The sequence below is a fragment of the Clostridium sardiniense genome, assembly GCF_019753795.1.
Lineage (GTDB): Bacteria > Bacillota > Clostridia > Clostridiales > Clostridiaceae > Clostridium > Clostridium sardiniense.
On the sequence record NZ_JAIKTU010000002.1, the window covers coordinates 309,793 to 331,092 of the forward strand.

The window sequence follows — 21,300 nt, forward strand, 5'->3', positions numbered from 1 at the left end:
TTTCCCTCCAAAATTCTTTCTATGATTCTATTTTAGTCTTCATATAAAGTTACATCCATAATAGAACCTAACAGAAAACTTACAAACTTGTCACATAGAATTATAAAACTAATCAAAGAGCATCATTTTATTAATTGGAAATAATATAGATACTTTAGTTCCTTCATTTAATGAGGATTCTAACTTTATGTTAAGCCCAAGCTTTTCACATAGCTTATTACAAAGGTATAAGCCTATACCTGTTGATTTTGTAAACTTACGTCCGTTTGAACCTGTATATCCTTTATCAAAGGCTTTTAAAACATCTTTTTCATCCATTCCTATACCATTATCTTCGATTGTTAAAATTATATTTTCATCAATTTTTTCGGAATAAAACTTAAGTATATTGTTATCTTCTCTTCTATACTTAATTGAATTAGATATTATCTGATTTAATATAAATTCCACCCACTTAGAATCTGAATAAATAATATCTTCAATATTGGTTATATCAATTTTTATTTTATTTTCTATTAGTTGATTTAAGTTTTTCTTTATAGAGCTTTTTATACAATCTATTAGCTTTATTTCTTTTATAATATAATCCTTCTCAAGTGCATTACTTCTTGCATAGAATAAAGCTTGTTCTATGTAATTTTCAACTTTCTCAATCTCTTCTCCTATACTCTCTGTTACTGGTAAATCATTATTCTCTATTAATAACCTGCATGTTGATATTGGAGTTTTTATTTCATGAACCCAAAGTTCTATATATTCCTTATATTCACCAATATTAAGCTTCAACTTTAAAATCTCATCATTCATAGATTTATTAGTTTCTTGTATTATGCTATATAATATTTTCCCATCTAAAAAATCTGCTTCATCCATAACCTCAGAAATTAAATATTTTTTATCTAGTGATTTTAAATTGCTTAAAACTTCATCATAGTATTTTTTCTTTTTTATATATTCATAAATATGCAATACTATTATTCCGATAAAATTTATAACTACTATAAAGATTATTGCATATAAATTTACTTTTAAAGCCTTTAATAGTACTCCTGTAAATACTAGTATTAAAATATTTATTATTAAAAATATTACTCTCTCTTTAAAGAACTCTATTATACTCATATTAATATATATCCTTGTCCTCTTTTAGTTTGTAGATAATTATTGGCACCTATCTCTTCTAATTTTTTTCTTAATCTATTTATATTTACAGTTAGTGTATTATCATCTACAAATTCATCTGATTGCCATAATTCTTTCATTATTTTATCTCTTGATATTATCTTCTCTTTATTCTTCATAAACACATATAAAATTTTACTTTCATTCTTAGTTAATTCTATTTTATTTCCATTAAATTCTGCTTCACTTTGAGATAAATTATATTTTAAATCTCTATATTGGAATACTTCACTATTTTCATTATTATAAGTTCTCTTTATAACTGATGTTATTCTAGCTAATAAAATTTGAGGATTATATGGCTTAGTTACAAAATCATCTGCTCCTAAATTCATACTCATAAGTTCATCAACATCACTATCTCTGCTTGTAACTATTATTATAGGAACGTTACTCTTTTTTCTCATCTCTCTACATATATAATAGCCATCATAATATGGAAGATTTACATCTAATAATATTATTGTTGGATTATAATCCAATGCTTCTTCAATTACATTTTCAAAATTATTTACAGCTTTAGTTTTATATCCATACCTTTCTAAAAATGTACTTAACTCTACTTTTATTTTCTCTTCATCTTCTATAATAAATATTTTATTATTCATACAATTACACCTCTTATTTACTATATATAAATATATTTACTTTTATATTATAACAAAATATTCAAATTAATATTTATTATAGAAATAGAAATCACTCTTGCCTTTAGCATTTAATGCAGCTTAATTGCTAAATTAAATAAAAGCCTAGGTATAACTATGAATAGTTATACCTAGGCTTTAGATTTAAATTCTCATATTTTATTCTTTAACCACAAATGATGGTGCTTCCCAAAGATTCCTTTCAGCAATCTTTGTTTTTACATTTATTGATATTGGTTCTGATATCTGTCCATTTATATATTTAGTTGATATCTTAAACTTATAAATATTATTTAATTTTAAGTCATGAATACTTAATTCATTTGTTCCTACTGGTACTCTTTTAAATTCCTTCCCATCTTTATATACTATATATTCTTTAACTTTACTAATACTCTTCGGTTCATCCCAACTTAGTTTTATAGAATTATAGTTTTCTACTTTTTTAATATTTGTGACATTAGGAACTAGTATATTATCTGTTTTGGGTACTAATTTCTCTGCTGCATTTTTTAAATTGATTACTAAATTATCAACTTCTATTTGTTGTATGTCATTTCTATTGACCTCTTCTTTTGCATTATTAATTTTTTTCTTATAATCTGACCATGAATCTTTTGTATATAACTTTTTATCTAAGGCTTTAAATACCTTTATTTCTTTTAACAATTCTTCCTTATCTACAAGCCCTAAAGCATTATCTATTTCTCCAAGCTTCAGCCTAACACCAATTATATACGGCTTATTACTTTGATCATTTTTATCCCAATTACCATAAGAGTTTAAAACAAATGTTCCATCTTGTAATACAACATTTCCAGCATATCCACAATCCCCTGATTTTGCTGTAGGTGTAAAATCTTCTGCTAATTTTATACGATACTCGCCTTCATTACCATTTATTAAGTCATCATAAGTTCCTACCCATGCAATCCAATCACCAGCCATCCAATCATTATTTTCAATTATGCCATTATTGTTATAATCTAAAATAATTTCTCTAAATGTAATTAGTAATCTACCACTTATCGGGTCATAGGATATCTTATGCCTCTCTCCATTTAAAGCTCCTTGAACTTCCCTTGGCTTACTCCATGTCTCTCCCTCATCATTTGAAAATGCAATTGTTGACTTATGTCTATGCGATTGACTTCTAGCTAACATTACTAATTGATTTCCATCAGGTGATCTAAACATTCCAACTTCACATAATTGTGTTTCCTTTTCAACGTCTCTCCATTTTGATAAATATGGCTCTGGTTTACTCCATACTTCATTTCCCAATTCATCAAATGTTAAATAAGTTTTATAGTTAACATAACCATAATCATGATACACACCCATCCACTTATCAATAAAGTTTCCATTTTCATCTTTTAATTGTACTAAACTTGCCATCGCAACAATTGTTGTTGATCCTTCATGCCACTTTTTATAGTCACTCCAAGATTCTCCCTGATTATCAGATATTGATGTTGTCCAACCTCTGAATCCATTTCCCCATCCTGGTCCGCCTGAGATTTGAATTAATTTTGTGCTTCCATCTGTTAGATTTAGTTTATATATTGTTGGAGTTTCCATTGATTCTTTCCAAGTAGGATTTGTTTCTAATCTTTCAGACCACGTTACACCTCCATCAGTAGATTTCTTTAGCAATACCTCTCCCAATCCATGTCCTTTAGGATAAACAGTAAACAGTGTTTTATCATCATCCAATAAAATCATATCTGGTTGTCCTAAATATTGTCCTGATTCACGATCTATTACTATTTGCTTATTAGAATCATATTTATATTCAGGTATTGTAAAACCTATATTCATATTCTTATTAACACGCACATCTACTCTTTTACTAAATCCTGTTGCTTCATTAACTACTGTTATAAATGTATCTCCATATGCTACTCCTGTAATTAAACCATTTTGACTTACTGCCGCAACCTCAGGATTATCACTTATATATTTTATTGTTTTATCATTATTATCACTTACCAATTCTGCAACTATTTGACTTGTCTCATTTACCATAATCTCAACAGATTTATCAAGCACATTTAATCCAGGTACCTTTCTAAGTTCATCAACATCCTTTTTAGAAAGAGCACGATTATATACCTTAACCTCATCAATAGCACCAATATAATTTCTTCCTCCAATTATCTTTAATGGTGCAGTAAATGAATTATTTTTTGTCCATGAATTAACTTCTGTTGATACTCCATCAATATAAATTCTTAATCCTTCAGATTTATTATTTACCCAAGCTAAGTGTATCCATTCATTATCAGGAATAATATTTCTAAAAGTTAAGAAGCCTTGCTTTACATGGACCCCCATATTACCACTACTATCTCTTTCAATATCTATTGACTCTGTTTCTTTATCTCCATTTTTAAATTCATTTCCATCCCACATTATAGATGCAGGTAAATTTTTAATATCACCTTTTTTTACCCACATTGCAAGTGTCCAATCTTCTGATAATATTGCAGGAGAGGTAATAGTTACATTATCACTATCATTATTAAATTGTAGTGCTTTTCCTACTTTTCCATCAATTATTTCTGCTCCATCTAAAACTCCATCATGTTTACCCCAATTATCTATAACTTTGTTATCAATTATATTATTAAAGTCATAGTAAGATATATTATTTTCACTATAATCTGGTTTTACTACACTTACTGATATCTCCTTTTTAATTGAGTTATCATATTTTGATATAACAGATATTATTGCTTCGCCTTCAGCTTTTGCAGTAACCTTACCTAATCTATCTACTATTGCTACTTCTCCATTTGATGTACTCCATGAAACTTCCTTTTTTAATGAATTCTCTGGTAATACATTGGCTGTTAAGGCTTCTTCAGTCCCTTCAATTAATGTTAATGATGTCTTATTAACTTCAATTGAATCAACTCTATCAACTCCGTTTTTCTTTATATCAATATATTTTTTTGAAATATTTTTAATTCCTTCTCTTATATTCTCCATATCTCTCGGAATTTCTTCTCTTGTCTGACTTGTTGCAAACTTTGCGCCACCATGTTCTCCTACTCCATTTTTTACTCCAGCATAATCTACTCTTACAGTTTTTAATAATTTTTCTACATCACTTTTTAATTCTGGAATCTCTTTTATCATATGATAAAGTTTATTAACATCTCTTACTCCCTCAGCCATTTTCTCTAAACGAACGCTTGACTTAGATACTGGATTTTCACTCTCCTTTTCATCAGGATATATAAGAGAGGTATCTCCAGCTTCAAATGCCCAATGAGTAGTATCTCTTAGCGGATCTTCAACCCATGCATCATATGCCCAACGCATATATCCGCTTCCACCTTGTGCTGCTGTAAATAACATTGTCCAATAACTTTCTCCTGGCATACTAAGTGCAAGAGAATTAGGAAAGTGTTCTGTACATGTGTAGATTGTAGTTTTATATTCTTTTTCAGAATTTCTTCTCTCTTTAACAAACTTTCTATAACCTTCTAAATCCGTTTTTGCTGCTGTAGATCCTACGCTTAAATCATCAACACGTTTTGTTATATTGAAATAATTAGCATTAAAATGATCCATAGCCGCAGCTTTTTTTAATACTAAGCCATCTTTATTTTTAACTTTATCTATAACATCAAAAGCTTTATCCATATTTGTTCTTTCATCAATTCCAATATAAGTATCTTTAAACCACCCCTTTTCATCCAGATGACATATTAAAGCATTAAGGAATTGAGTCCAAATAACTTCATAATCACTTGTTCCAGGATTTAATATAATATTTTCTTGATTTCCTGTAGCCTCATTATAATAGTAAATCTTATTTCCCCAAGGTATCATACTGTAGCAAATGATTTTATCTCCAATACCCAAATCTTTATTAAATTGTATCCATTTATCAAAATTAGTGAAATCAAAAATAAATTTTCCATCTGATTTTTTAGTCCATTTAATCATAGATGGATATCGAATATCATTTTTACTATAAGTTTGTCCCCCCCATGCTTCATCTACAATTGATGTTGTAATAGCATGCCCACCAATTTCTTTGTATTTAAGCATATGAGGTTTTAGGATTTTAAGATGTTCTTCTGAAAATGGAGTAACATTATAATATTCGGCTGAACTATATGGATATTGCCACATTTCTATATCAAATTCATACTCTTCACTATTTGGCATAACTGCATCTAATACTTCAATATTATATGTGAATATAAGTGGATGATTAATACCATCAGCAGTTACTTCAATAGTACCAGTATAAATTCCTGCTTGAGTATCTTTTGGTATATTAAATTCTACCCATACTGGTTGTACTTTATTAAATTCTATATCTACAGGATCTGTAGTATATAAAATATCTGGAACATCTGCCTTTTCTCCATTAGGCATTGATATATCATCTTGATTATGATATCCTGCATCTCCTATATAAGCTTTTGTTTCTTTTAAAAAGGTAGTAGTAATATTTGTTTTTGATAATATATTTTCACCTGAAATAAAGTCGCTTGCTTTAACGTTTACATTTTTTAATTTAGATTCTCTCGATATTAATGCTATCTCTGATATAGTTTTATCTGACTTCCAAGAATATAAATTTTTATTTACTAAACCCATCGATTTAATTAAGTCATATTGTTCCTGTGTATAATGCGTATTTGTATCAACTATACTTCCGTGTATTGATGGCGTTGATGCTTTTACTTTAACTACGATATCCTTTACTATACCAAACTCCTCAGAGATAATAGATATATTTGTTTCCCCTTCTGAAATAGCTTTTATTTTTCCTTCCTTATCTACAGTTGCAATGTTTTTATTATTAGAAGTAAACTTAATATCTGATATCTCTGCATAACTTGGAATAGAACTATATAAAATTTTTATTTCGGCTCCCTCCATTAACTCAATATTATTATTTTCTATATTTATGTCTTCTACTTGATACCTTTTATGATAGACCTTTGCATAATCAACTTGAATTACTGCCTTTCCTCTTGGTGAATCACTTTTACCTGTTGCAATAGCAGTAAGCGTATGTTTCCCCTCACTTAATCCATCTGCACTAAATAATAATTGATTTCCTACTCTATTCTCTGAATAACAACTTACTTCTATCGCTTCTCCTCCATCAATAGAGTAACTTACAATTCCATGGTTCCAACTTTTATGCCCATACACTTCTATCTTATTTCCAACAAACTCAATTTTATAGTATTTTGTAGATGCAGTAGTATCATCAGTGTTTATATCATTAAAGTGCTCATCACCTGCACCATTAACGCTATCATTTGTATCACCACAACTCCACCCTTCTCCGTAATAAGAGAATTTATTACTGTCACCTTCAGTGGTCATATCATTTATAAGTGACATTTCATCTGATTTATTATTTATAGTTGCATACACCGAAATTCCTAAATTCTCTAATACCATTACAAACGACAGTACAAATAGTATTAACCAGCTAATCCCTCTTTTCCTTCTCATATTCCCCTCCCATAACCTTAAAATATATTATTAAAAATTTTATCATTATTTTATATAAACCATCCTCCCTTTTTATTATTTAATTTAATTAAATTTCATACTATAGCATTTATATTTCCTAAATCATGCTTTTATACACCTAGATTTACTACTTTAAATTAAATTTATCTCGGAATAAATTTTTCACTTAATTATAATCTCAACTTATAAAATTAAATATCATATATAATTTCTTTATAATAAAAAAGCTACTCAGATACTGAGTAGCTTTTTCTTAATATACATCTTCACGAACTAAATATTCATTTGCATCTTGATCTTTAAATGAGAACATCTTTCCATAAGGCATATTTAGAAGAGTTCCTACTTCTACTCCATTATCCTTCATCTCATCGTATGTTTTTTGAATATTTGAAGTACTTAATATAATTGATGGATTCTCTACATTAGCTTCTGGATTTTGTTCTTTCATTAGTTTTTTATCATATAATACAAATGTAGTAAAATCTTCATCCTTAGGAGCAACCTCTAACCATTTCATTCCTGGCCCCATTTGCTGTTCAAATTTAACTACAAAGTTTAATTTATCAACCCAAAATTTCTTTGCTTTATCTTGATTGTGTACATATAATGTTACCTTTCCAATTTTATTAATCATTAGTATTCCTCCCATATCTTATAAGTTTATTATAAATTATATACGTTTTTCTTTAATGTCTATTATTCTTGTTCTAATTACATTTTATCATAATAAAAAACTTCATTACTTTAAATTTATTATAATATTATTATCTAAAAAGTATCATATAGAATAATCAATTAAAAAGTCTATTCTATGAAGTACTTTTATTTATAATTATAGAGTTCGATTAAAATAAAAAAAGATGACTCCTGTTTAATACAGAAATCATCTTATTACCGCTACTTAGACTTTTTAAACTGTCCTTGTCAAAAGGGACAGGTTATAATAATCCTTGAGCTTTTTAAAATTAATTTATTACTTTACTTCTTTTGAAGCTGGTAAAATAACTTCAACTTCTGAGTGTGGTCTTGGGATAACATGTACTGAAATTAACTCTCCAACTCTTTGTGCAGCAGCAGCTCCAGCATCTGTAGCAGCTTTAACTGCTCCAACGTCTCCTCTAACCATTACAGTTACAAGTCCGCCTCCAACATATTCTTTTCCTATTAAATAAACATTAGCAGCCTTAACCATTGCGTCAGCAGCCTCTATTGATCCTATTAATCCTTTTGTTTCAATCATTCCTAAAGCATCGTATTTCATATTAAAATCCTCCTAAAAATCCTTTTATTTTTTATATTAATTATTTTTATAAACTTTTTATTTAAGTGCATTTATTTTTAAGCACTGTGTTTAACTATCTTAATTTTTGATTTTGGTGTAATACCAAATGAATTTGCCTCTTCGACATCTAAGTGACATTCTAGGTTAAATGAATCATTAGTTCTAATGCTTACATTATTTAAGATTCCACCTCTTAATCCATCTACCTCAATTTTTACAATATCTCCATCACTAACTCCAAAATGCTCTGCATGTTTATTGTTCATGTGAATATGTCTTTGTGCTACTATAACGCCTTCTTCTAATTGAACACTTCCTTTAGGTCCTATTAGAGTTATCCCTGAAGTTTCTTTTAGATTTCCTGATAATCTAACACTTGGTGATACTCCAGTTTTTCTGCAGTCACCTATAGCTAACTCAACTTGAGTCTTACTTCTTATAGGTCCAAGCACTCTTATCTTTTCTATAGATCCTCTAGGTCCACCTATCGTTATAGTCTCTTTACAAGCATATTGTCCCTTTTGAGATAAATCTTTTAATTTTGTTAATTCATATCCTTCTCCAAAAAGTATATCTACATGTCTTTTTGAAAGATGTATATGTCTATTTGAAATTCCAACAGGTATCTCAAATGATTCTTTAACTTCCTTTTTCTTATCTTCACTTTCCTTAACTGCATTAAGTAAAAGCTTTAATACTTCTTCTAAATTTTCCATGTTTTAATCTACCTCTTCATAGTTGCTATGATTTTATTTACTAAATCCATTACTTCCTCATTATCTAAGTTATTAACTTTTTCTACTATATTTTCAGCAGTTACTTCTGTTTCAGTAGATTTTTTTTGTATTTCTGCTGGACTTAAGTTCATTTCTGAACTTCCAAAACTTAATCCTGTATTCAAATTAGTATTTTCAAAAGATTTAGTATTGTAAGTTTCCTCACAGCATCCTCTATCTTTTCCTATTTTGTCACAGTCAATTAATCCATAAGCAACTCTCTTTATATTTATAAGGTGCATTGGAGTAACATTTTCAGATACTGAACTTCCTCCCCATGTTCCACATCCTAAAGTGAATGATGGCATAAGTCCTGTTGAAGCTCCTGTTCCTCCAAATGATCCACCTGTATTAACTAAAATTCTTGATGCTGGTTTTTTAGCAAACTTTTTAACTATTTCAACATCTTCAGTGTGGATACTCATTGTATGACCTATACCATTTTGAAGAAGTTCTATACTTAATTCGCAGGCTTCCATCCAGTCATTAACTACATAGAATCCAAGCACTGTAGTAAGTTTTTCATATGAAAGTGGATATTTAGGTCCAACTCCACCTTGTCTTCCTATAAGTACTTTAGTTCCTTCTGGAACATAGAATCCTGCCGCTTTTGCAATTACATCAGCAGCTCTTCCAACAAATGCTGCATTCATTGCATTTCCTTTCTTAAATAGAAGATTACAAACTTTATTAGTTTCTTCTTCTGTCATGAAGTATCCGCCTTGTTTTTTAAGTTCTTCTACTACTTTAGCTTCATTACAATGTTCACAGATGATTGATTGCTCTGATGCACAGATAGTACCATTATCAAATGTTTTACTAGCTATTATATTTCTTATAGCTTTTTCAATATCAGCAGTTCTTTCGATATATGCTGGTGAGTTTCCAGCGCCAACTCCAAGTGCTGGTTTTCCAGAAGAGTAAGCAGCTTTAACCATTCCTGGTCCTCCAGTAGCTATTATTATACTTACTTCTTTTGACTTCATAAGCTCATTTGTAGCTCCAATTGAAGTTAACTCTACACAAGTTATTATGTCTTCTGGCGCTCCAGCAGCTACTGCTGCATCATGCATAAGTTTTGCTGCAGTAGATGTACATTTTACAGCTGATGGATGTGGTGAAAATACTATAGCATTTCTTGATTTTATAGCAATAATTGATTTAAATATTGCAGTTGATGTTGGGTTAGTTGAAGGAACTATTCCCATTACTAAACCTACTGGCTCTGCTATATCAATTAATTTATTTTCTTTGTCTTCTTTTATAACACCTATAGTTTTCATATCTTTTATTGAGTCATATAAAACTGTTGATGCTAAATTATTTTTAGTAGCTTTATCTAAAACTTTACCAAAACCTGTTTCTTCTACAGCCATCTCTGCTAAGCAAACTTCATGTTCCTTTGCAGCTTTAACCATATTTTTAATTATTTTATCTATTTGTTCTTCATTAAAATCAGCTATTTTATTTGCTGCTATTTTACCTCTTCTAGCTAAATTTCTTGCTTGTTGTATTGATTGCAAATCTTTATCAAAATTTTCCAAATCAATTTTCCTCCTTCTTTAAAACACTATTTTTTATAGTGGTTTCTAAGTCTATTTAGAAGTGACCCTTTATCTTCTTTAGAAATAGTCTTACTTGTAATATCGAGATCTTTAAATTCTTTTGCTAACTTTCTTATTCTAGATACTTTTAAATCTTCTAAAATTTTAAAAGCTTCATCTAAGCCTTTCTCTTCTACAAGCTTGTCTAATTCTTCTTTAGTAATCTCTAAATCTATAACCTTCTCTAAAATTTCTAAAGCTTCAACTTCCTCTGATCCTTCATTTATTATTTCTTCATCTATAGATTCTTCTATAGTTTCTTCTACTGCTTCATCTACAGTTTCAGAGATTGCTTCTTCTATAGATTCTTCTACCATTTCACATAAAACTTTTTCCTCTATAGCTTCCTCTAATCTTTCTATAGCAGGTTTAGTTTCCATTATACTTTCTAAATCATAATGTGGTCTTGCAATCACATGGTGTGAAACTAAAATACTATCGCCAAGTCTATTTACAGCTGAAACACCAGCATCAACTGCTGATTTTACGGCTCCAACATCTCCAGTTACTGTAACTGAAACATAGCCTCCGCCTATATATACTTTTTCAAGGATATTAACATTTGCTGATTTGACCATAGCATCAGCTGCTTCAATAGTAGCTAATAATCCTTTAGTTTCTATCATTCCTATTGCTTGCATAATTATCTATCCTCCTTAAGTAATTAAAGTAAATCTGCCCAATTCGCTGGATATGTTGTATAGAACAATTTAGCTTTATTAGGTGATCCCCAAACTACTTTAGATCCCTTAGGAACAAATAGTACATCACCGGCATTCGCTTCATAAGTCTTACCGTTAATTTCTACAGTTACTGTTCCTTCAATAACATAGTCTATTTCTTCATAAGTTAATTCCCATTCGAATTTTGAATCTTCAATGATTAAAAAACCAGCACTCATCTTAGATTCATCTTTGCTTATTAATTCTTGGAAATAAACTTTATTATTAGGATTTCCAGTATCGAATACATCCATCTTTACTGAACTTCCTCTTACTACTTTAAGTCCACTTTCATCACATGAAGATACAAACTTTGAAGCTTCCCCGCTAGCTAAAACTTTTAACATCTCTTGAAGCAGTCCTTCGTTTACTAACTCTTTAAACATCTCTAATAACTTATTAGAATCTAAACCTTCTACGCCTTTACAGTTAGTACTACAAATTTCTTTCTCACTAATTTTTTCTGTAGTAATTGAGATGTTATTGTTTTTAGCTATATCTTTAGCTGATGGAGTTAGGATTACATCTTTGTCTATATAAAAAACCTTTTCCCCTGTAGTTAGAAATTCTTCCATATCTTTTGCACAAATTAATCTTTTCACACTCTCACATCCTTTCACTGAATTTTTCAGTTTATATTTAAAGTACATTTCCTATAAGTTCAATGCTTACCATCGCCCCAAAGATTATACTTTACTCACTAAAATTACAATCCTGATCAATTATTCCAATTACTGCTGCATCAACTGGAATATCATCATCTCCAACCATCCTTCTTGCAGATGATCCTGTACTTACGATAACTCTATCTCCAATTCCTGCCCCAATATTATCTACAACTATGAATCTTCTACCACTAAAGCTTCCACCAATCTCTTCTGCTAGCATAAACTTTAATCCATAAAGATTATCTGCTTTTCTAGTTGCCCAGATATTATCTATTAACTTTGCTGTTATCATAAGCCTAAGCCTTCTTTCATATTTAATTTGATTTCTTCTATTGCAGCTTGAACTGATGAAGTATCACCTAATATAGCAATTGAAGTCATATGTTGAGGGCATACCCCCTTAATATCTTCAACCACTACTCCTGCTGCCTTTTCAGCAATATCTATTGCATAAATCATATCAATTAGCTTACCTTGAGCAAGGCCAATAGCATCTACATTTTCTATTACTTCCTTGCCTTCTATTCCCATCCTTTTTATAAGAGCACGTTTTGTTCCCTCTGTTGGTGATTTTATAAGTCTAAAATACATAAAGCTACAACTCCATTTAGTCCATGATTTCACTTGTGCAGCTAAGGGCTATTCCAAGTGGTGTAACAAACATTGGATTTTTAGGTTTATGCGTATATACCTTAATCTTATTTTCTATTACCCCTTCTATTCCTGTAAGGCAAGCTGTACCACCAACTAATGAAATCTCTCTCACATCATGACCTTTTATATGATCATTAATTATTGATCCAACCTTTTCAATTACAGGTTTTAAAACTGGTAATAGTTCTTCATGGTTACTATTATCTCTTTTAAATTCATCAGCTTCTTTAAAATTCATTTTATATGCACCTGAGATAACTAAAGAGAAGTGTGTTCCTCCAGTAGCCTCATCTGCTACGCAAACTACTTTTCCATCTTTTATAATAGATGTTCCTGTAGTTCCTCCACCGATATCTACTACTGCACCATTTTGAATTTTTAAAACCTCATTTGCAGCTGTAGGTTCATCTAATAAATTCGTTAGTTCAAAGCCTGCAGCTTGTACAACATTTTTTATAGCACCACCATCTAAAGAATCTGTCCCTGGTGGAATAGCTGCTGCTGCATAAAGTAATTCAGTACCAAGCTTTTCTTCTATTTCCTCTTTTAATTCTCTAACTATCTTTACAGCTCCGATATAGTCAACTACCATACCATCTCTTACTACATCAGCATATCTGTAAGCTCCTGCAACTGGTCTGTAATTTTCATCTAATACTGCTAAAACTACACACGCAGTTCCAAGGTCTACCCCAATATAATAAACTGATGATTTTTCTAAGATAGGCTTTTCTATAACTTTTTCAAATTGGCTTACTAATTTATCACAGTACTCGAAAGTTTTACTCTTATCACTCAACTCTTCTGCCTCCTATTTCCTTAGATATAGTCGTAGATAATATATTTATAATATTTTCTAAATTAGTTAAAATCTTATTTATTAGCTCATCATTTTCATATCTTTCTAGAATGTCATATTTAAATTCATTTAGCTTACATAAAAGGATGTAAAGATTTAATATTTTTTCGCTATTTTTTAGGTATATATACACATCTGTAATTTCTATTTCTTCATTGCTGAAATCACAAACTTTAGGATCAATGACTTCTAATTTTATTTTTCCTTCTGTAAACTCTCTTATGTTTTTAATTTCTCTTTCTAAATCTATAAGATTCTGAGCTAAATTTAAGTCCTCATTAATTATTTTGCTTGCTGCCTTTAAGAATGATGCTTCAATAGATTTACATTTATATGTAAGTCTTTTATACTTTACGTGTTTATTTTCATCTATTAAAATATCATCACTTTTTTCTTCTTTTTTGCTATCTGTAGGTAAATTACTATTTATCTTTATCCCTTTATCTAACAAGTACTGCCTACCTCCTGGAGTAAGCCTTTGACCTTCATTAAGCTTAAATTCTTTAAAAGGCTCTTTTCTATACAAGTCTTTTAAATAATCTTCAGTAATAAATCTAAGCATTTATCTATTCACCTACCTATTTAAGTAGATATTCTTTAAGTTTTTTTATATCTACTTCACTATTTTCTCTAATTAAAAAATATGGCTCTACAATTCCTATTCTTTTTAAGCTCTGCTTGCATTTATCTATATTTTCATAATTACTATCTGCCTTATTTATGACCCCAATAACTTCTATATTAAAAAGTTTTGAAAAGCCGTCTCCAATAACTTCTTTAGGATTTTTAGAATCTAATACAAATACTATTTTTTTAGCATCTTGTGCTAAGGCGATAATATGTTTATACATCCAAGCATTTTCCATATAAGAACTAGGAATATCCATAGTATTTTCACCATAAATAACATCTGCTGTCCGCTTTAGAGGACCATTATAATCATTTAAGTAATTTACTATAGTTGTTTTACCAGAGCGGCTTGGACCAACAACCATTATTCGTTTCTTTCTCATGTTCTAGTTATAGGGCATATTGTAAAACCTAACATATCTCTTAAAGTTTCATTTACTGAATTAAGTGCCTCATAAACACTATCAACATCACCATTTATAAGGACTGATCCTGTAAATCTATCTAAGAAACCTATCTCTACATCAGCTACTTTAGTTGCGATATCAGCAGCTATGATTGCAGTTTCGTATGGTGTTACTGTTAAGATCCCTATAGCTCCTTTTTCATCTACTCCTAATCTTTCATAAATATCTTTCATAGGAGATGCAATAATGTGTGATAAAGTTATCTGCTTGCCTGGTACTGATTCTTGAATTACCCTTTGTATATTTTTTTCCTCAAAATTAACCATAACTTTTCTACTCATTTCTAATGACGAACTACTTTTGCGTTCATATCATATCTTTTTATATAAGATTCAATTTTATTTAAATCTTCATCGCTCAAACTAGGGTCGCCATATACAGGGTAATCTATGCCAAGTTGGTTATATTTATTTACTCCCATCTTGTGATATGGTAGAAGATCTATACCTTTAAAATTCTTATAGTCTTTATAAGGAAGTAAGAACTCCATAGCTTTAGTTATAGCTTCTTCGCTATCATTTACACCTTTTAAAAGAGGCATACGAATTTGTACATTGAATTTATTTTGAAGTAGATTTTTTAAATTTTCTAAAATCTGCTCATTTCTGACTTCAGTCCATTTAAAATGCTCCTCTGAGTTTATATGCTTAATATCAAATAGGAATAAATCAGTAAATTCTGCAATCTTTAAAATAGTTTCTGTTTTGGTATATCCTGAAGTTTCTATGGCTGTATTTATTCCTACATTCTTACATGCCATAAGAAGACTTAAAGCTGCTTCAGGTTGCATTAAAACTTCTCCGCCACCTAATGTAACTCCGCCACCAGACATTTCATAAAAAGTTCTATCCTCTTCTATAACTTCTAATAGATCTGATATTGTTTTAGTTTCTCCAATTATATTTATTGCTGATTTTACGCAAGCTTCTTCACATTTTTTACATCCAACACAATCTATGCTTCTATTTATTTCATGTTTATTTGTACTGCTATTTACTGTATGAACCCCAACTGGGCAAACATCTACACATTCTAAGCAATTTTCACAAAGATTGCTTTTAAACATGACTCTATTTTTTTTAATCATCCCTTCTGGATTAGCACACCATTTGCAGCGCAGAGGACATCCTTGAAAGAATACTATAGTCCTAATTCCTGGCCCATCATACATATTGTATTTTTGTATATTGAAAATTCTTGCCTTTCTTTCTATAATTCCATTTGCGTTATTATTCATACCTAAACTCTCCAGCTTTCTTAAGTTCATGTAGTAGAAAAATCTACTACATGATCTATAGTTTTATTAAAAATGTGTTAGCATAGTTCTACTTATAATCTCATCTTGAACATCTTTGCATAACTCTACGAAGTATGCGCTATATCCAGCAACCCTTACTATTAAATCTCTATAAGCTTCTGGGTTCTTTTGAGCTTCAATTAATGTATTATTATCTAAGTAGTTAAATTGAACTTCTCCAAGTTGAAGAGCACAAGCACTTCTTAATAATGTTATGATTCCTTGTTCTCCTTCTGGAGTATCAAGAAGACCTGACATTAATTTAAAGTTGTGAACCATTCCTATATTCATATTGTCACAAGCTAATTTTGAAACTGACTTAATTATTGAAGTAGGTCCCTTAAAGTCTGCTCCTTGAGTTGGACTTATTCCATCTGATAGAGGCGTCCATGCTTTACGTCCATTTGAAGTAGCTCCTGTTAATTGCCCAAATGGAGTATTATTTGAAATTGATAATGTTCCGTGACTTAAAACTGAATATAATGTTTTATATTTTCTATGTTCCATTTCAGTAAAGTTTATAAGATCTGCTCCAATATAATCAGCATAATCATCATCATTACCGTATTTTGGTGCTTCTAAGCAATCTTTTCTTAATTTTTCATATCCAACAAAATCAGCTTTTAATGCTTCTTTCATTTCTCTTAATGTATATTTTTTCTCATCGAAAACTAATTTTTTGATTGCAGCCATAGAATCAATATAAGTAGCAAGTCCACTCCATACTACTCCTGGACCGAAGTTGTACATTGCTCCACCAGCTTCAACACCTCTACCTTTTTCCATACATCCTTCATACATCATTGACATAAGTGGTTTTGGTGCAAGTTCTTTATGAACTCTTTGTGAAATTACTGTAGCTACGCTTGTCCATTTAGTTATAAATTTAATTTGCTCTTTAACAGCAGCTTCAAACTCTTCATAAGTTTTGAAGTTATCAATATCTCCTAGATCTGGACAAACTTGTTTTCCATACCATAGAGGTACTCCATTATTAAGTACTAACTCTATACATATTGGCCATTGAGTATATCCTGTTGAAGTCCATTGATATAATCTTCCTGATTTTTGTGGCTCAACACATCCCATTAAGCAATAATCTCTCGCATCTTCAATTGAAACTCCTTTAGCAAGCATCATTTTTATATGAACATCATCAAAGTGACATGCTGGGAATCCCATTCCTGCTCTTATTACCTCAACTATCTTTTTAAGATACTTTTGTGGTGATGATTTATGGATACGACAAGCTAAAGATGGTTGATAAATTTTAACGTGTCTAACTGCATCCATTAATAGATAAGTTAATTCGTTTGTTGCATCTCTACCTGCTCTTGTAACTCCTCCAACACACATATTTACAAATGGTTGGTATCCTGCGAAGAATTTAGATCCTCCTTCACTTGTTATCCACATCATTTCTGACATTTTTATAAGCATACATCCTGCAAGTTCAAATGCTTCAAATTCAGTCATTCTTCCTGATTCAATATCATCTTTAAAGAATTGATACATGTATTGGTCAACACGTCCAATTGACATACCTGTTTGGTTTTCTTCTACTACTAGAAGTGATTCTATTGTCCAAACAGCTTGAATTGCTTCCCAGAAAGTTTCTGGTTTATGAGCTGGAACCTTAGCATTTACTTCTGAAATCTTAAATAACTCTGCTTTTCTCTTAGGATCTGTCTCTTTTTCAGCTAATTCTCTTGCATAATCTGACATACGTTTTGCATAAATCATTACACCTTCTGCAGTATCAATTAATGATTTGTAGAAGTAGATTTTTTCTATATCTTCTGGATTTGCATAGTTAAGTTCTTTTAGCTTTTCTTCTGCTTCTTTAACTATGTCAACCATACCTTTTTTCATTAAAATAACATCATATCCTGGGTTTGAATCTCCTCCACCATTTATTGCATGGTATGAGCAATCAGAAACGAATGATTCTCCTGAAAGTTCCCAAACTCCAGCTTCTCTATATTGGTCTTCACAATATTCATCAACTGACTTACCTTGCCAGAATGGGAATAGTTCTTCTCTCATGAATTTCTTATCTTCTTCTGAAATATAGAATGGGTCTTGAGGTCTTTCACCTATAGTATCAATTTCATCTACCATCCATCTCCAAGCTATATCTGGAGAGAAAGCTCCAGCTCTTGGTGCACCATTTGGAGCTCCAACTATAAGTTCATGATCTTGAATTACAAGTGGTGCAGTTTCACAACAATGTTTGAAACATTTACCTCTTAATATTGATTTTGGTGTTCCTGGGTTTTGTTTAGCTATTTCAGTTATGGCTCTTGCTCTATGTGTTGTGATTGATGGAACTTGTTTTAAATAATTTTCTTTAAGTTTTGCTAAACGTTCTGTTATTCCTTCTGGAACTTTGCCATCATTTGAAGAAACTATACATTCAGCCTTTACAGGTTCATCATCTTTTTTTATTTCATCTGAAACGCTCTCAAACATTTTTAATAATGATTGACGCTCATTTTCTGACATATTTTTAGTGGCTTCTATAAATTTATTTGAAAATTCACGAATATCCATTTTATCTACTCCTTTTCTTTTTAATTAGTTTCTTTTAATATTTGAGTTAAAACATTTTTAAGAAGCTTCATATTATCTGAAGAGTTATCTAAATCTTCATCTATAACCTTATTAACCTCTCTATTCATGCCTATAGAATTTAAAAATTCATCTTTATCCCTGACTTCATATCCAACTTTTCTTATATATACTAAGTTCATTGGTGATACATTATCAGAAGTCATTCCTTTTCCAATAGATCCACTACCAAGTGTCATTGATGGGAAAAGATTTGTTGTAGCCCCCATACTTCCAAATACTCCTGAAGTGTTTACTAAGATTCTTCCAACTGGTTTTTTTAGTGCGAACTGTTTAATTACTTCATCATCATTTGAGTGAATTATAAGAGTATGTCCTTGCCTTTCACTTAATAGTAACTCTATACATTTCTCACAAGCATGCATCCAATCATCCTCCACATAGAATGAAAGTATTGGACAAAGTTTCTCTCTCGAATGAGGATTATCTAAAGATACAAACTTTTGACTTGATATCAAAACCTTTACACCAGATGCAACACTAAACCCAGCTCTTTTTCCTAAAAATTCTGGTGATTTCCCAATAAACTCTTTTTCGAAGTTTCCATACTTGTCAAAAAGAATTTTTCCAAGAGACTTAGATTCATCTTCGCTCATAAAATAAGCTCCATTTTTAATAAGCTCATTTTTTACTTCATTTGCAATAGGACTGTCTACAACTATAGATTGTTCTGCGCCTGAGACTACTCCAAAATCAAAACTTTTACTATCTATAATATCTTTAACTGCCTTTTTAATATCAGCAGTTCTCTCTATGAATGCAGGTCCATTACCTGTCCCACCATAAATAACTGGTTTTCCACATTTATCTGAAACTTTCAATAATTCATGTACACCAGTGTTCATAACTAATGATGTGTCTCTATGTTTCATAAGTTCTAAAGATCCACTTTCTGATACTATACTAAGATAAGAGATAGCGCCTTCTGGAAGTCCATACCCTTCAGCTGCTCTTATTAAAATGTCTAAAGTTCTCTTCATGACATTTTTTGCTTTAGGATGAAGTGCAAATACTATTGCATTTCCTGATTTAACTGCTATTACAGCGTTATAAATTATAGTTGAAACTGGACTAGTCATAGGGCAGAAAGCTGTAATTACACCAATAGGTACTCCGATGTCAGTAGTTTTATTTTTTTCATCTTTTCCTATTACTCCTACACATTTCATTCCATCTAGTTTTTTCTTAAGATAACAAACTACAAACTTATCTTTTATTAATTTATCTTCTACTTTTCCTGAATCTGTCTCTTCAAAAGCTAATCTTGCTAGTTCACTATCATACTCTTTAATTACTTCAAGCATGCGGTTTACTATCTCATCTAGCTTTTCTTGTGGAAATGTAGCTAAACTTTTTTGAGCTTCTCTTGCATTTTCAACAAGTACTCTAGCTTCTTGCATGGAGAGCAAATCATTATCTATAATATTCATTCTCTTCTCCCCTTTTCTAAAACTATATTAAAGTGCTTCTATAGCATACTTATCTATTATTTTTTGAAGATCATTATGAGGCCTTGCTATAACTACTGAACTATAAAGATTTCCATCTTCCATCTCTTCTACAGCTCTAACACCTGCATCTACGGCAGCTGTGCAAGCTCCAACATCTCCTGTTACTATAACTGAAATATAACCAGATGCCACGTTTTCATAACCGACTAATTCAACATCTGCTGCTTTGCACATAGCATCTGCTGCTTCTAGAGCAAAAACTAATCCAAACGTTTCAATTAATCCTATTGCTTCACGTCTAATCATATTAACCATTTCCTTTCTATTCATCGATATCATGAACTGATACTATTTTCCCAACTTCTCTAATTGGTCTTGGCATAACGTTTTTTGCTGTAAGTTTTCCTATAGCCCCTGCAGCTTCTGCTCCAACTTCTACAGCAGACTTTACAGCAGCAACATCACCTTTAACCATTATAGTAACAAGAGTTGAACCTATATTTTCATATGAAACTAATTCAACATTTGCAGCTTTAAGCATTTTATCTGCCGCTTCAAGTGCAGGAACTAAACCTATTGTTTCTACAAGCCCTAAAGCTTCATCACCATAATATTTCATCTAAAATACCTCCATTTTAAATTAATCTCTTATATAACCATTGATTACAGCTTTACTCTCTTCATTTGCATAATAAAAGATAACGAGCTCTTCATTGTGGTCTAAATCGACTCTAGTTTCTTCGATTAATCCATTAGCTTCTGCTGTTAATAAGGCATCTATTACAGCCGCTTTAGTAAATGTTTTGAAGCTTGAATAATCTTCTTTTAAAGCTTCCATTACATCTGACGCTGAAGCTTCTCCTACTTTTGTAAAATGCTTTAATATAGCGTAATTTAAAGGTTTCATAAA

General features: G+C 30.6%; 21 protein-coding genes. All 21 read right to left on the minus strand.

The genetic code is table 11. From position 1 onward, the window contains the following. Nucleotides 1-108: 108 nt before the first annotated feature. A complete protein-coding gene (locus tag K5V21_RS03245; RefSeq protein WP_221859095.1) occupies nt 109-1,122 on the minus strand; it encodes a sensor histidine kinase in 1,014 nt (337 codons plus the stop codon). Continuing rightward, nucleotides 1,119-1,790, minus strand: coding sequence for a response regulator transcription factor (locus K5V21_RS03250; protein WP_221859097.1), 672 nt, complete (start codon nt 1,788-1,790; stop codon nt 1,119-1,121). Before K5V21_RS03250 ends, K5V21_RS03245 begins: the two co-directional genes overlap by 4 nt. A gap of 198 nt (nt 1,791-1,988) precedes the next feature. Beyond that, on the minus strand, nt 1,989-7,325 hold the full coding sequence (locus tag K5V21_RS03255; protein ID WP_221859099.1) for a glycoside hydrolase domain-containing protein: 5,337 nt from the start codon (nt 7,323-7,325) through the stop codon (nt 1,989-1,991). A 274-nt stretch (nt 7,326-7,599) separates the two neighbouring features. Then, the gene (locus tag K5V21_RS03260) at nt 7,600-7,983 is read right to left on the minus strand and encodes a VOC family protein (protein ID WP_221859101.1); all 384 of its coding nucleotides are present in this window, start codon (nt 7,981-7,983) and stop codon (nt 7,600-7,602) included. A gap of 339 nt (nt 7,984-8,322) precedes the next feature. Continuing rightward, nucleotides 8,323-8,610, minus strand: coding sequence for an ethanolamine utilization microcompartment protein EutM (gene eutM / locus K5V21_RS03265; protein WP_204594508.1), 288 nt, complete (start codon nt 8,608-8,610; stop codon nt 8,323-8,325). 77 nt (nt 8,611-8,687) lie between these two features. Next, nucleotides 8,688-9,347 carry a phosphate propanoyltransferase gene (locus tag K5V21_RS03270; protein WP_221859104.1) on the minus strand — a complete coding sequence of 220 codons (660 nt, stop codon included), beginning with the start codon at nt 9,345-9,347 and terminating at the stop codon, nt 8,688-8,690. A gap of 8 nt (nt 9,348-9,355) precedes the next feature. After that, complete coding sequence (locus tag K5V21_RS03275; protein WP_221859106.1) at nt 9,356-10,951, minus strand: acetaldehyde dehydrogenase (acetylating); 1,596 nt, start codon at nt 10,949-10,951, stop codon at nt 9,356-9,358. Nucleotides 10,952-10,977: 26 nt separating this feature from the next. After that, a complete protein-coding gene (locus K5V21_RS19495) occupies nt 10,978-11,652 on the minus strand; it encodes a BMC domain-containing protein (RefSeq protein WP_280637765.1) in 675 nt (224 codons plus the stop codon). 23 nt (nt 11,653-11,675) lie between these two features. Further along, the gene (locus K5V21_RS03285; RefSeq protein ID WP_221859108.1) at nt 11,676-12,335 is read right to left on the minus strand and encodes a cupin domain-containing protein; all 660 of its coding nucleotides are present in this window, start codon (nt 12,333-12,335) and stop codon (nt 11,676-11,678) included. Between the two features lie 91 nt (nt 12,336-12,426). After that, nucleotides 12,427-12,693: a EutN/CcmL family microcompartment protein gene (locus tag K5V21_RS03290; RefSeq protein WP_221859110.1), complete on the minus strand. Its 267-nt coding sequence runs from the start codon at nt 12,691-12,693 to the stop codon at nt 12,427-12,429. Continuing rightward, nucleotides 12,690-12,992 carry a BMC domain-containing protein gene (locus K5V21_RS03295; RefSeq protein ID WP_221859112.1) on the minus strand — a complete coding sequence of 101 codons (303 nt, stop codon included), beginning with the start codon at nt 12,990-12,992 and terminating at the stop codon, nt 12,690-12,692. The genes K5V21_RS03290 and K5V21_RS03295 overlap by 4 nt, the downstream gene beginning before the upstream one ends. A 16-nt stretch (nt 12,993-13,008) precedes the next feature. Continuing rightward, nucleotides 13,009-13,854: an ethanolamine utilization protein EutJ gene (gene eutJ / locus K5V21_RS03300; RefSeq protein WP_221859114.1), complete on the minus strand. Its 846-nt coding sequence runs from the start codon at nt 13,852-13,854 to the stop codon at nt 13,009-13,011. Next, nucleotides 13,847-14,476, minus strand: coding sequence for a cobalamin adenosyltransferase (locus tag K5V21_RS03305; protein ID WP_221859116.1), 630 nt, complete (start codon nt 14,474-14,476; stop codon nt 13,847-13,849). The genes eutJ and K5V21_RS03305 overlap by 8 nt, the downstream gene beginning before the upstream one ends. Nucleotides 14,477-14,492: 16 nt before the next feature. Continuing rightward, nucleotides 14,493-14,927, minus strand: coding sequence for a EutP/PduV family microcompartment system protein (locus K5V21_RS03310; RefSeq protein ID WP_221859118.1), 435 nt, complete (start codon nt 14,925-14,927; stop codon nt 14,493-14,495). After that, on the minus strand, nt 14,924-15,277 hold the full coding sequence (locus K5V21_RS03315) for a BMC domain-containing protein (RefSeq protein ID WP_221859120.1): 354 nt from the start codon (nt 15,275-15,277) through the stop codon (nt 14,924-14,926). The genes K5V21_RS03310 and K5V21_RS03315 overlap by 4 nt, the downstream gene beginning before the upstream one ends. Before the next feature lie 17 nt (nt 15,278-15,294). Further along, entirely contained in the window at nt 15,295-16,248 is a 954-nt protein-coding gene (gene cutD, locus K5V21_RS03320; protein ID WP_221859122.1) for a choline TMA-lyase-activating enzyme, read from the minus strand. Between the two features lie 66 nt (nt 16,249-16,314). Next, the gene (cutC, locus tag K5V21_RS03325; RefSeq protein WP_221859124.1) at nt 16,315-18,861 is read right to left on the minus strand and encodes a choline trimethylamine-lyase; all 2,547 of its coding nucleotides are present in this window, start codon (nt 18,859-18,861) and stop codon (nt 16,315-16,317) included. Nucleotides 18,862-18,881: 20 nt separating this feature from the next. Next, entirely contained in the window at nt 18,882-20,369 is a 1,488-nt protein-coding gene (locus K5V21_RS03330; RefSeq protein WP_221859127.1) for an aldehyde dehydrogenase family protein, read from the minus strand. A gap of 27 nt (nt 20,370-20,396) precedes the next feature. After that, nucleotides 20,397-20,696 (minus strand): BMC domain-containing protein, encoded by a 300-nt coding sequence (locus K5V21_RS03335; RefSeq protein ID WP_204594495.1) that lies wholly within the window; start codon nt 20,694-20,696, stop codon nt 20,397-20,399. Nucleotides 20,697-20,712: 16 nt separating this feature from the next. After that, nucleotides 20,713-21,009 (minus strand): BMC domain-containing protein, encoded by a 297-nt coding sequence (locus K5V21_RS03340; RefSeq protein WP_204594494.1) that lies wholly within the window; start codon nt 21,007-21,009, stop codon nt 20,713-20,715. A 21-nt stretch (nt 21,010-21,030) separates the two neighbouring features. Continuing rightward, the gene (locus tag K5V21_RS03345; RefSeq protein ID WP_221859129.1) at nt 21,031-21,297 is read right to left on the minus strand and encodes a hypothetical protein; all 267 of its coding nucleotides are present in this window, start codon (nt 21,295-21,297) and stop codon (nt 21,031-21,033) included. Nucleotides 21,298-21,300: the final 3 nt, after the last annotated feature.

Excerpts from the sequence above, each read along its gene's own strand:
- K5V21_RS03245 (WP_221859095.1), bottom strand. The coding sequence starts at position 1,122 with ATGAGTATAATAGAGTTCTTTAAAGAGAGAGTAATATTTTTAATAATA.
- K5V21_RS03250 (WP_221859097.1), bottom strand. The coding sequence starts at position 1,790 with ATGAATAATAAAATATTTATTATAGAAGATGAAGAGAAAATAAAAGTA.
- K5V21_RS03255 (WP_221859099.1), bottom strand. The coding sequence starts at position 7,325 with ATGAGAAGGAAAAGAGGGATTAGCTGGTTAATACTATTTGTACTGTCG.
- K5V21_RS03260 (WP_221859101.1), bottom strand. The coding sequence starts at position 7,983 with ATGATTAATAAAATTGGAAAGGTAACATTATATGTACACAATCAAGAT.
- eutM (WP_204594508.1), bottom strand. The coding sequence starts at position 8,610 with ATGAAATACGATGCTTTAGGAATGATTGAAACAAAAGGATTAATAGGA.
- K5V21_RS03270 (WP_221859104.1), bottom strand. The coding sequence starts at position 9,347 with ATGGAAAATTTAGAAGAAGTATTAAAGCTTTTACTTAATGCAGTTAAG.
- K5V21_RS19495 (WP_280637765.1), bottom strand. The coding sequence starts at position 11,652 with ATGCAAGCAATAGGAATGATAGAAACTAAAGGATTATTAGCTACTATT.
- K5V21_RS03290 (WP_221859110.1), bottom strand. The coding sequence starts at position 12,693 with ATGATAACAGCAAAGTTAATAGATAATATCTGGGCAACTAGAAAAGCA.
- K5V21_RS03295 (WP_221859112.1), bottom strand. The coding sequence starts at position 12,992 with ATGTATTTTAGACTTATAAAATCACCAACAGAGGGAACAAAACGTGCT.
- K5V21_RS03305 (WP_221859116.1), bottom strand. The coding sequence starts at position 14,476 with ATGCTTAGATTTATTACTGAAGATTATTTAAAAGACTTGTATAGAAAA.
- K5V21_RS03310 (WP_221859118.1), bottom strand. The coding sequence starts at position 14,927 with ATGAGAAAGAAACGAATAATGGTTGTTGGTCCAAGCCGCTCTGGTAAA.
- K5V21_RS03315 (WP_221859120.1), bottom strand. The coding sequence starts at position 15,277 with ATGGTTAATTTTGAGGAAAAAAATATACAAAGGGTAATTCAAGAATCA.
- cutD (WP_221859122.1), bottom strand. The coding sequence starts at position 16,248 with ATGAATAATAACGCAAATGGAATTATAGAAAGAAAGGCAAGAATTTTC.
- cutC (WP_221859124.1), bottom strand. The coding sequence starts at position 18,861 with ATGGATATTCGTGAATTTTCAAATAAATTTATAGAAGCCACTAAAAAT.
- K5V21_RS03330 (WP_221859127.1), bottom strand. The coding sequence starts at position 20,369 with ATGAATATTATAGATAATGATTTGCTCTCCATGCAAGAAGCTAGAGTA.
- K5V21_RS03335 (WP_204594495.1), bottom strand. The coding sequence starts at position 20,696 with ATGATTAGACGTGAAGCAATAGGATTAATTGAAACGTTTGGATTAGTT.
- K5V21_RS03340 (WP_204594494.1), bottom strand. The coding sequence starts at position 21,009 with ATGAAATATTATGGTGATGAAGCTTTAGGGCTTGTAGAAACAATAGGT.
- K5V21_RS03345 (WP_221859129.1), bottom strand. The coding sequence starts at position 21,297 with ATGAAACCTTTAAATTACGCTATATTAAAGCATTTTACAAAAGTAGGA.